Source organism: Bacillus sp. JJ722, from assembly GCF_036963345.1.
Lineage (GTDB): Bacteria > Bacillota > Bacilli > Bacillales > DSM-1321 > Bacillus_AD.
Genome location: NZ_JBALMO010000007.1, coordinates 1 through 11,110 on the forward strand (window position 1 = coordinate 1; position 11,110 = coordinate 11,110).

At 35.5% G+C, this 11,110-nt stretch carries 15 protein-coding genes; 1 reads left to right on the forward strand and 14 read right to left on the reverse strand.

Annotated elements, in window-relative coordinates; all coding sequences use genetic code 11:
• Positions 1–191, forward strand: a 191-nt coding sequence (locus V7014_RS01185; protein WP_335503167.1) for a hypothetical protein, incomplete at its 5' end; no start/stop codon positions are given.
• Positions 192–594: 403 nt separating this feature from the next.
• Here V7014_RS01185 and V7014_RS01190 read toward each other — a convergent pair.
• The 14 genes from V7014_RS01190 to ftsY all read right to left on the reverse strand — a co-directional run bounded on the left by V7014_RS01190 (position 595) and on the right by ftsY (position 11,108).
• On the reverse strand, positions 595–873 hold the full coding sequence (locus V7014_RS01190; protein WP_335503169.1) for an EscU/YscU/HrcU family type III secretion system export apparatus switch protein: 279 nt from the start codon (positions 871–873) through the stop codon (positions 595–597).
• Positions 870–2,870, reverse strand: a complete 2,001-nt coding sequence (locus V7014_RS01195) for a hypothetical protein (protein ID WP_335503171.1) — start codon at positions 2,868–2,870, stop codon at positions 870–872. Before V7014_RS01195 ends, V7014_RS01190 begins: the two co-directional genes overlap by 4 nt.
• Before the next feature lie 34 nt (positions 2,871–2,904).
• On the reverse strand, positions 2,905–3,690 hold the full coding sequence (locus V7014_RS01200; protein WP_335503173.1) for a ribonuclease HII: 786 nt from the start codon (positions 3,688–3,690) through the stop codon (positions 2,905–2,907).
• A gap of 69 nt (positions 3,691–3,759) precedes the next feature.
• Positions 3,760–4,623, reverse strand: a complete 864-nt coding sequence (gene ylqF / locus V7014_RS01205; protein ID WP_335503175.1) for a ribosome biogenesis GTPase YlqF — start codon at positions 4,621–4,623, stop codon at positions 3,760–3,762.
• A gap of 14 nt (positions 4,624–4,637) precedes the next feature.
• Positions 4,638–5,195 carry a signal peptidase I gene (gene lepB / locus V7014_RS01210; RefSeq protein ID WP_335503177.1) on the reverse strand — a complete coding sequence of 186 codons (558 nt, stop codon included), beginning with the start codon at positions 5,193–5,195 and terminating at the stop codon, positions 4,638–4,640.
• Positions 5,196–5,432: 237 nt separating this feature from the next.
• Complete coding sequence (gene rplS, locus V7014_RS01215; RefSeq protein ID WP_019242330.1) at positions 5,433–5,777, reverse strand: 50S ribosomal protein L19; 345 nt, start codon at positions 5,775–5,777, stop codon at positions 5,433–5,435.
• Between the two features lie 121 nt (positions 5,778–5,898).
• Complete coding sequence (trmD, locus tag V7014_RS01220) at positions 5,899–6,648, reverse strand: tRNA (guanosine(37)-N1)-methyltransferase TrmD (protein ID WP_335503183.1); 750 nt, start codon at positions 6,646–6,648, stop codon at positions 5,899–5,901.
• The gene (gene rimM, locus V7014_RS01225) at positions 6,648–7,163 is read right to left on the reverse strand and encodes a ribosome maturation factor RimM (protein WP_335503186.1); all 516 of its coding nucleotides are present in this window, start codon (positions 7,161–7,163) and stop codon (positions 6,648–6,650) included. Before rimM ends, trmD begins: the two co-directional genes overlap by 1 nt.
• Positions 7,164–7,174: 11 nt before the next feature.
• Positions 7,175–7,561: a YlqD family protein gene (locus tag V7014_RS01230; RefSeq protein ID WP_335503189.1), complete on the reverse strand. Its 387-nt coding sequence runs from the start codon at positions 7,559–7,561 to the stop codon at positions 7,175–7,177.
• 126 nt (positions 7,562–7,687) lie between these two features.
• Positions 7,688–7,918 carry a KH domain-containing protein gene (locus V7014_RS01235; RefSeq protein ID WP_335503192.1) on the reverse strand — a complete coding sequence of 77 codons (231 nt, stop codon included), beginning with the start codon at positions 7,916–7,918 and terminating at the stop codon, positions 7,688–7,690.
• A 12-nt stretch (positions 7,919–7,930) separates the two neighbouring features.
• Entirely contained in the window at positions 7,931–8,203 is a 273-nt protein-coding gene (rpsP, locus tag V7014_RS01240; RefSeq protein WP_042348949.1) for a 30S ribosomal protein S16, read from the reverse strand.
• A gap of 98 nt (positions 8,204–8,301) precedes the next feature.
• Positions 8,302–9,642: a signal recognition particle protein gene (gene ffh / locus V7014_RS01245; RefSeq protein WP_335503197.1), complete on the reverse strand. Its 1,341-nt coding sequence runs from the start codon at positions 9,640–9,642 to the stop codon at positions 8,302–8,304.
• 12 nt (positions 9,643–9,654) lie between these two features.
• Complete coding sequence (locus tag V7014_RS01250) at positions 9,655–9,990, reverse strand: putative DNA-binding protein (protein WP_335503200.1); 336 nt, start codon at positions 9,988–9,990, stop codon at positions 9,655–9,657.
• Positions 9,991–10,127: 137 nt separating this feature from the next.
• Positions 10,128–11,108 carry a signal recognition particle-docking protein FtsY gene (ftsY, locus tag V7014_RS01255; RefSeq protein ID WP_335503203.1) on the reverse strand — a complete coding sequence of 327 codons (981 nt, stop codon included), beginning with the start codon at positions 11,106–11,108 and terminating at the stop codon, positions 10,128–10,130.
• Between the last annotated feature and the right edge of the window lie 2 nt (positions 11,109–11,110).

An 11,110-nucleotide genomic window follows, 5' to 3' on the forward strand; every position in this document is an offset into this window, starting at 1 on the left:
ACAGTATTCTGTGTATTAACACAGATGAAACATTAAGTGATTCACGATTTATCCCTAATTTCCAACAAAAAAAAGGTAATATACCTCGGAAATTTAATCGAGGTGTATTACTTGCTTTAGACACTTATATAACTGGATTATCCATCTATTTTCTTAAAAAAGCGCTTACTTCTCTATCTAATTTTACATGAGTTGAAAAGATCTATAAATTTACTTCTATTTTTTTCTATAATATTACCGCAAAATTTTAATCCAAAAAAAGATTTCTCAAAATAGTTTTGAGAATCAAATAATCACCATATATTCACACAATGATTATCAACAACTCATTTGTCTCACTAACTCATTTTCACTACTTCAACAATTATATATTCTTCTTTATACAAAAATTATCTGTTTTATTCATACATTATTGATTGTTTTATTAAAAAAGCTTTGTTCATTACAAAAATTTCTTTAAATAAAATAGTTCACAGTATTTAGTTAGCCTGAATATTATTAAGCTAAAGATGATTGCGCTTACATTCTTATATTAAAAAAATCCAAAGTCACTTTTTTAACGTGAATTTAAATTTTTTTATTGGATTATACTCATTAACATTTCGACTTTCCTGCTGCTCGGTCTACCTGGTAGATAAATGCAAATACTTCTGCAACTGCTTCGTATAGCTCAACAGGAATCGCTTCATTTATATTTAACTCACCTAGTAACTCAGTAAGAGAAGGATCTTCTTGAATTGGTATATCATTTTCTTTTGCAGCCTCAATAATACTTTCTGCAATTTTCCCTTTTCCTTTCCCAATAACTTTAGGAACAGTATCTTTCTCTCGGTCATACTTTAGAGCTATGGCCTCTTTTCTTTGTTCTTTCATATTTTTATATCCACCCCACTATAAGGTGATGTATCATATACAGCACTTTCTCTTTCAATTTGCAACGCTGGCTGATTCATTGCACTTGGAGGCTCAAATAAGACAGAAGATATTTTAAAACCAATAGTTTCTAATCTCTCCTTTACTTGCTGAATGAAAGGTTTAGAGATATTTTGCAATAAACTAGCTCTTTCGTTTATAACTGAAATCTTCATTACTTTGTTTTGCACAACGAGATCAATGATTGTTTCATTAATATTTTCTAATTGCAAGTAAAATAATACACGACAAAAGGCCGGGTCAATTTCTCCATCTTTTTTCTTTCTCCCACTCCATTGCATTGTTACATCTGTTTGAAATCGGTGAAATGTAATTGGGAACTGTGTAATAAGGTGCTGAATTGGACCTGATGACTGCGATAAAATTTGCTGTGCTGTAATTTTATTTAACAATTGCTCTGCCTGATCTTTTACAGTCATAGATTGTGTTTCATTTATGATTTTTATTAGCAATGGTTTTAAAGATAATAACTCACTTTCTTTTATAGTTGTCGATTGATCCATATTGGCCAAATAATGTTCGAAACCAATACCAAGCATACGTAGGGCACCTTTCATCTCGCTAGCAAAAATGGACGATTTAGAGGCACTTAACGCTGTTACTTCTTCTTGTATGAGTGTTTGAAATAATTGTTTATCAAAAATATCATATTTCATTACTGATTCTTGTCTTCCCTCGACAGCTTGCAACAATTGATTGGCAATATAGTTTCTTGCTTGATCAAGATTAGCTGGGTTGGCAGCTATATCTGCTTTTGCAAACAACTGTAATAACTCATGAGATCGGACCATATTTTGATCAGTTCTAATAATATATGAAAACAGGTGCTTTATTATCTTCATATATGAGTTTTGTCCCAGTGCATTTGGGTTAGATAAGATTGTTGCTCTCTCTGCATTGTTTGTTTGCAGTCTTTGTTCACTATTTATAATCGTACTGCCTGGTATACTACCTTTTAATTCTTGTTGGATTAGTTTCCAAACACCTATTTCTTTATTATTTCTAGACAATTCGGATACTCTGTTATTCACTAATTGCAGAAATGAATTCTGTATTGGTTTCACTTGATCAGCTCCAGATGCTGTTTGCATCTTCACCAATAAATCTACAGCATTTCTAATTGACGGATTTTGCACGATTGTATTGTTTTCATTCAACAACTGTAAGCTTTGCTTTAAAACATTTGATGATGTAGCCTGTTTTGAAAATAATCCTACTTCTTGTAATAGTCGGAACATACTATCCTTAACATTACCATCTGAAGAAAGCCATGTAGAAATCATTCTATGTACCACTTTCTCAGCTGCTTTATCTACATTTGATAGAAGCAACTGCGATAGTACTGCCTTTAAAGAAACAGCTGTTTCACTATCACTATTCATGACTGATTGTGATAAAGAAGAGAAGAGTACACTTAATGGCACCTTATTTTCAAATGCAGCTATTGCTTTAAAAACATCATTAGTGAATGGAAGAGAAAGGTCTCGCATTATTTTCATAATATGTAGACTTTTCGATACTTCCCCATTTGATTGAATCCATTGTAGTGCCTGGGAGAAATTTTCTTTCGTTAATGGCAATTCATTTTTCAGGAAAAATTGTGCTAAAGAAACACTTTCTTTCGTTTGAGGTAAAGAAAAATGCTGTAATAATTGCGCAGCCAATTCCTTTACGGTTTGATTACTACCATTTGAAGGTAATACTTTTAATGAAGTGACATCCCCACCGTTTTGAACCTGAAATAAATATCTTTCCCCCACAGTAATTGGGGCATCAATTACAGCGGTTATTTTTGATTGTCCGATACTAATCTCTGCTGTATTATTACCATGTATTTTAATGACTTTACCCGTAATCATTTGACCATCTTTTAACACATTCGTAGCTGAAGATGTTTGCTGCGGTATAAGGTTTTGAACTATACTTGCCGATTGCATGACAACACTTCCTTTCAACTACTTTGGCATCATACTATGATTTTTTTGATTGAATAACTTCTTTCACTGGAGCAAAGCTCTTCCGGTGCCATGGGGTTGGTCCACATTGAATCAATGCTTCAAGATGCTCCTTAGTTCCATAACCCATATTATTCTTAAAACCAAACTCGGGATACAATAAGTCATATTCATTCATTAGTTGATCTCGAGTTACTTTTGCTATTATGGATGCAGCAGAGATTGATACGCTTCTTGCGTCTCCTTTAACAATGGATTCCTGAGGTAATGACACCGGTAATTTCATTGCATCTATTAACAAATAATTAGGCTGAATCATTAAGTTATTAATAGCTTCTTGCATCGCTCTTTTCGTTGCTTCATAAATGTTAATTTCATCTATTACATCATGATCCATTACTCCTATACCTACAGCTACTGCATCTTGCTTTATTTGGTCATAAAATTGATTACGCTTTGATTCATTTATTTTCTTTGAGTCATCTAAACCAAGCAGTTGAAATTCTCTTGGTAGTATGACTGCTGCTGCAACCACAGGCCCCGCTAGAGGACCTCTCCCTACTTCATCTACTCCTGCTATGTATTGATATCCTTGTTCCCAAACATCTCGCTCAAATTCCGTCATTACTTGCCATTTGCTTTTGAGCTTTTCCCTTTGAGCGTATGCTCTCTCCCACTTATTTAAAGCATTTATCACACCTTTTCGATCATCTTTACTACATTGTAATAGAAATGGATCATTTGGTTCATCGATAGTTTGTAATAATGTACTTATTTCTTTAATGCTCTTTTGTTTTGTCATCTTTTCCACACTTTCCATCAATTCATTTATCGGCTAATACCCAAAAAAATAAAGCCCCTAAATAGGAGCTTAAGCAAAATCTTCTTCTTTTGACGGAAGTTCGAATGTCAATCTTCCTAATCGTTCAGCTCGAATATCACGAATTACTAATTCGGCTGTTCTATCATAATCAATCATTCCACGACTAGCTAAAACACGACGATTAGTACCAATCGCATCAAATAACTCTACCACATCTTCCGGAATTTCTGTAAGCTGATAGCGTTCCTTTAATGTATTTGGATATTCTGCTTCTAAGAAGCGTAAAGCATAAATCGCTAATTCTTGTTGGTTTAACAAAGTATCTTTGATAGCACCTGTTACAGCCAATCGTTTCCCTACCTCTTGGTCTTCAAACTTAGGCCATAAAATTCCCGGTGTATCTAACAACTCTAATTCCTTACCTACTTTTATCCATTGCTGTGCCTTTGTTACACCTGGTGTATTACCTGTCTTAGCGATATTTTTCTTTGCCAGACGATTAATGAATGTAGATTTACCTACGTTTGGAATACCTACAATCATAGCACGAATGGCTCTTGGCTTAACACCTTTCGCTTTTAAGCGGTCCAACTTCTCCTTTAACAGTTCTTTTGAAACCGTTGTGATTTGGGATAGTCCATTTCCCGCTTGTGAATTTATTGCAAGTGCAGTTAAGCCTTTAGATGCAAAATACTCCAACCATAGTTTAGTCTTTTGAGGATCTGCCATATCTGCTTTATTTAATAAAATAAGTCTTGGTTTATGCTGTATAATTTCATCAATCATTGGATTACGTGAAGAAAGAGGAAGTCTTGCATCTACTAATTCATATATAATATCTATTAGCTTTAGCTTTTCCGTTACTTCACGTCTCGCTTTGGCCATATGGCCTGGAAACCATTGAATTGTCACTGGTATCCACCTTTCTATTTTACAATTCTTATGTCTTTCATCGGCCAATAAACGATGCTTGTTTTCCCTAAAACATCTTCCTGAGATACAAAGCCAATCTGTCTAGAGTCCTTAGAGTATCTTCTGTTATCACCCATAACAAACAAGTGACCTTCCGGTACTGTTGCCTCACCAGTTAGCTCTTGCAGAGTGAATGATTCTGTTAATGGACCTTCGATCTCTTGTTGTTGTTTCTTATATTCATCTAAATACGGTTCATCATATGGCTTACCATTTACATATAAAGTATCATCTTTATACTCTATTCTATCCCCTGGAAGACCGATTACTCTTTTAATATAATCCTTCTCCTCAGGTGCATGGAAAACAACAATGTCAAATCGTTCTGGTTCGCCAATCGTATAGCCAATTTTGTTTACAATCATTCTGTCTTTATCATGTAAAGTTGGCATCATGGAAAGACCATCCACCACAATAGGTGCTAATAGGAAATAGCGTATTACTGCAGCTAACAGCACAGCAATTATTAATGCTTTCAACCATTCCCAAACTTCATTCTTTTTCTTTGTCATTTGTTTCTCACCAACTCCATAAAGGTATTTATTCTTATTTTTGACTATACCTATACTATTATAACAAACGAACTTCGTTCATGAATATAAAACAATGTATATGTAACCATAAAAACGATTAAACATGACCTAATTACTGTCCTATAAATGTTAAAAAAAGAGCTTGTTAAACAAGCTCTTTTTTCTTTGCGTAAGTTTATTTCCACCTATATCAGCTAAGCTGCTAGTTTCGGAAAATTAGCGAATCTCTTTAATACGAGCCGCTTTACCACGAAGACTACGTAAGTAGTAAAGTTTCGCACGACGTACTTTACCGCGACGAACCACTTCAAGGTTTGCAATTTTTGGTGTGTGTACAGGGAATGTACGTTCAACTCCTACACCGTAAGAAATCTTACGAACTGTAAAAGTTTCGCTAATTCCACCACCACGACGTTTAATAACTACACCTTCAAAGATCTGAATACGCTCACGAGTTCCCTCTACTACCTTAACGTGTACACGTACTGTGTCACCAGGACGGAAAGATGGAAGATCTGTGCGTAATTGTTCTTTAGTGATTTCATGAATTAATTGTTGCATCTTTTTCAACTCCTCCTACGGATGCTCTTACAAGTCTACTTGCTTACAGCGGAACATCGTTATAAGTAATTCAAGGATTTATTCCTCAAATCACAAAAATTATCTTATCATATAACTAATGCTATTGCAATAGCTCATTCTCTTTTTTAATTTCATCCAGCCATTTTTTTTCTTGCTTCGATAATTCCATATACTCAAGAAGATCTGGTCTTCGATTCCAAGTTCTCCTTAAGCTTTCTTTCATACGCCATTCTTCAATAAGCTTATGATTACCCGACATTAATGTATCAGGTACCTTATGTCCTTTGTAATCATATGGACGCGTATAATGTGGGTGCTCAAGTAAACCTGAAGAATAAGAATCCTTAACAGGTGAATCTTCATTACCTAGCACGCCCGGCAAAAGCCTTACAACGCTATCAATTACAACCATAGCCCCTAGCTCTCCACCAGTTAATACATAGTCTCCTAATGAAATCTCATCAGTTACTACATGTTCTCTTATTCGTTCATCATAGCCTTCATAATGACCACACACAAAAATTAAATGCTCTTCCTTTGCAAGCTCTTCAGCTTTCTTTTGTGTATAGCGCTCTCCTTGAGGACACAGTAAAACAACTCTTTGTTTAGCTGACTTATTTTCATTTCTTAAATGTTCAACAGCGTCAAAGATTGGCTGTGCTTTAAGCACCATGCCAGCTCCCCCACCGTACGGATAATCGTCTACTGTCTTATGCTTATTATCTGAGAAATCACGAAAGTTCAAGACATTGTATGATGCCGCACCTTTCTCTTCCGCTTTTTTCAAGATTGAAGATCCAAAGACGCCAGTGAACATTTCAGGAAATAGTGATAGAACATCAATTTTCATTATAATAACCCTTCCATCGGTTCAATGATAATTGTCTTATTTGGGATATTAATTTCTTTCACAATATCTTCTATGTATGGTATTAATATATCTTTACCTTTTTTAGCTTGAATAATCCATACATCGTTTGCCCCAGGTGTTAATATTTCACGAATCGTTCCTAACTCCTCACCAGCCACAGTTTGCACCTTACAGCCAATGATTTCATGGAAATAGTACTCGTCTTGATCTAAAGGCGTTAAATAGGATTCTGGCACTTTTAATAGGCCTTCTTTAAATCCTACTACATCATTTACATTGTGATAGCCTTCAAATGTCAGCAAATCGAAATTTTTATGCTTTCTATGAGATGCTATCTTTAATTCAATAGGAGCTTCTTGATTATTTTGAAATAAAAATAATACATTTCCTACTTTGTATCGCTCGTCGGCGAAATCTGTTCGAGAAATAACTCGAACTTCCCCTCTTATACCATGTGTATTAACGATTTTTCCAACATTAAACCACTTTTCCACTTTTCACACCTCTAACGAATTTCTGTTACTTTGCCATCAGTTACTACGATTGTTTTTGGTTTCATCAACTCGTCCCAATCGCTTCCAACTTCTACATCAATGAAAGCTTGAACATCCCTTTCCTTCAGTTCGCTCCCTATTGGCAGGATATCAAGTTGCTCCATTTGAAACTCAACAAGCTTCATTTTTTCCGCCCGATTAGACATTTCTTTCTCGAAGTGTTTCGTTAATGTCATAGGCTGAAACTTTTTCGTTTTCTCAAGCTTTTTCATTTCGAATTTTAATTGATCTATTTCTTTTTGTAACTGATTATACTGTTTCTTATATCTTTCAAGGAGTTGATTCTTGCTGGTGACAGTTAAAACTTGATTCACAGTTATTGTTTGCAGAATCTTCATTGCAACCCCTCCCAGTTAATTTTTCAACTTAAATCTTGATTATGTATGATTTCTCAGATCTTACAAACGTGTTATTATATACAACTCTTATTTTATCATACCAAAAAAGGAGGGGTTTTAGCCCTCCTATTCGGAAATCTCTAGATAGATTTTCTTTTGCTGTGATGATCCTGCTGCATAGATAACAGTTCGAATCGCCTTAGCTACACGCCCTTGCTTGCCGATTACTTTACCCATATCCTCTTTATGAACAGATAGATAAAATGTAATGCGGTTATCATCTTCTTCTGATTTAATTGAGACAGCTTCTGGATGATCAACTAGTGACGTTACAATTGTTTCGATGAGTTCTTTCATCATCGTTTGCTATTATTTAGCGTTTTTTGCATTGTGGAATTTTTCCATAATGCCTTGTTTAGAAAGTAAGTTACGAACTGTATCAGATGGTTTTGCACCGTCTTGTAACCATTTAAGAGCAAGCTCTTCATTGATTTCAACCTTAGCTGGTTGAGCAACTGGGTTGTAAGTTCCTACGATTTCAATGTAACGTCCATCACGTGGTGAACGAGAATCTGCTACAACAATACGATAGAAAGGAGATTTTTTTGCTCCCATACGTTTTAAACGAATTTTAACTGCCATTTTATAAAGCACCTCTTCTGATTAGTTTCAACAAGATAATATATTATCAAAGTTATTTATAGTTTGTAAAGGTTTTTTTCTTAACAGTGTTAAAAACCTTACATAAAAGGGAATTTAAAGCCTTTTTTCTTCCCTTTTTGCATGCTTGTCATTTGTTTCATCATTTTTTTCATTTCATCGAATTGCTTCAAAAGACGGTTTACTTCTTGAATCGAAGTACCACTTCCTTTTGCAATACGTTTCCTACGGCTAGCGTTCAAGATCTCTGGATTCGTTTTTTCTTTAGATGTCATCGATTTAATAATCGCTTCAACATGTCCGATTTGCTTTTCATCAATGGAGAGATTGTCCAACCCCTTCATTTTATTTGCACCCGGAAGCATTTTCAGAAGGTCATCCAGTGGTCCCATATTACGAACTTGACCTAGCTGCTCTAGAAAATCATCAAATGTAAACGTTTGTGTACGAAGTTTCTGTTCTAACTCTTTTGCTTTTACTTCATCGACATTCGCTTGTGCTTTTTCGATTAGAGTTAGTACATCACCCATACCAAGAATTCTTGATGCCATTCGTTCAGGATGGAACACTTCTAGCGCATCCAATTTCTCACCCAGACCAACAAATTTAATTGGAGTGTTCGTCACGGAACGAATTGATAACGCTGCCCCACCTCTTGTATCGCCATCAAGCTTTGTTAATACAACACCAGTAAGTCCTAATTGCTCATTAAAGCTACCCGCAACATCTACAGCACTTTGACCAGTCATACTATCAACAACTAAAAAGATTTCATCTGGCTTTGCTATTTCTTTTACATCTTTCAGCTCGGTCATTAGATCTTCATCAATATGAAGACGACCTGCTGTATCGATTAGAACATAATCCAAATGTTCTTCTTTCGCTTTTTCAATAGCTTGCTTAGCAATTTCAACAGGGCTTACCTGATCCCCTAGCGAAAATACAGGCATATCAATCTGTTTACCAAGCGTTTCTAACTGTTTAATGGCTGCTGGACGATAAATATCGGCAGCTACAAGTAAAGGCTTACGGTTATATTTTTTTCTTAAAAGGTTTGCAAGCTTACCCGTTGTAGTTGTTTTACCAGCCCCTTGAAGACCTACCATTAGAATGACAGTAGGGGGACGATTTGCAACTGCAATTTTGCTTTGCTCACCACCCATTAAGTCTGTTAATTCTTCCTTAACAACCTTAATGACCTGTTGACCAGGGGTTAAGCTTTTGAGAACTTCTTGACCTACTGCGCGCTCACTTACGCGCTTAACGAATTCTCGAACAACTTTGAAGTTAACATCCGCTTCTAAAAGAGCGAGCTTTACTTCACGCATCATCTCTTTTACATCAGCTTCATTAACTTTTCCCTTGCCACGAATTTTTTGTATCGTACCTTGCAGTCGGTCGGCTAATCCTTCAAATGCCATACATGCCGCCTCCTAATCTAATTTCTCAAGCTCTGCTATTATATCAAGCATTTTTATTGTGTCAAATGATGATTTATTCACATCTTCTTTCAGCTCATCAATTAGAGTACTTCGCTTTTGAAACTTTTCAAATAGTAAAAGCTTTGCTTCATATTGCTCAAGCATCGCTTCTGTTCTTTTGATATTGTCGTATACTGCTTGACGACTCACATGATATTCTTCGGCTATTTCACCAAGGGAGAAATCATCTAAGTAATATAGTGCCATGTAGCTTTGTTGTTTCTCTGTTAGCAACGATTGATAAAAATCGTATAGATAATTCATTCTCGTTGTTTTTTCGAGCGTCATGCCACATACCCCCTCTTGTTAAGTAAAACACCTTTACAAACCATAGTTTACATTTTCAATAGCCCAATGTCAAGAGAATTTCTTGACAATAAAGAAAAAACAACGAACACTTTAAAAAGCGCCCGTTGTTCATTCATTTATTCATTGTCTACTAAGTCAGCAAACAATCCATATACATATTTTTCAGCGTCAAATGGCTGTAAATCATCCATCTTTTCGCCTAGTCCGACAAATTTCACTGGAATATTTAGTTCATTTTTAATTGCTAAAACAATTCCACCTTTAGCCGTACCATCAAGTTTTGTTAAAACAATACCTGATACATCTGTTGCTTCTTTAAACATTTTTGCTTGAACTAGCGCATTTTGTCCTGTTGTAGCATCTAGAACAAGAATAACTTCATGAGGAGCGCCAGGTATTTCTCGTTCAATTACTTTCTTTACCTTTTCTAACTCTTTCATTAAGTTTACTTTATTTTGTAAACGACCAGCTGTATCACAAAGAAGCACATCCACATTTCTTGAGCGAGCTGCATGTACCGCATCAAACATAACTGCTGCTGGATCTGAACCAGCACCTTGTTTGATTACGTCAACCCCTACACGCTCTCCCCAAACTTCAAGCTGCTCAATTGCCCCAGCACGGAATGTATCGCCAGCTGCTAATAGAACTTTTTTTCCTTCGTTCTTAAAGCTATGAGCCAGTTTCCCAATTGTTGTTGTCTTTCCTACACCATTTACACCAACAAACAGGATAACTGTTAAATCATTTTGTAATGATATGTTAGGATCCGAATCTTCTTTATTACGGTAAATATCAACTAACTTTTCAGAGATTACCGATTGTATTTCCTTAGTATCTTGAATATTACGGCGCTTGACTTCCATTTTCAACTCTTCAATCAACGTCATTACAGTATTAAAACCAACATCAGCTGTAATTAAAATTTCTTCAAGCTCTTCAAAGAAGTCTTCGTCTACTTTACGGTATCTCGCTACAAGATCGTTCACCTTGCCAGCAAATGAGTCACGTGTTTTCGCAAGACCTTCTTTAAACTTTTCGCCTGCTTGGTCCGTTGTTGATGTGAATTTTTCTTTTAATTTTTTAAAGAAACTCATAC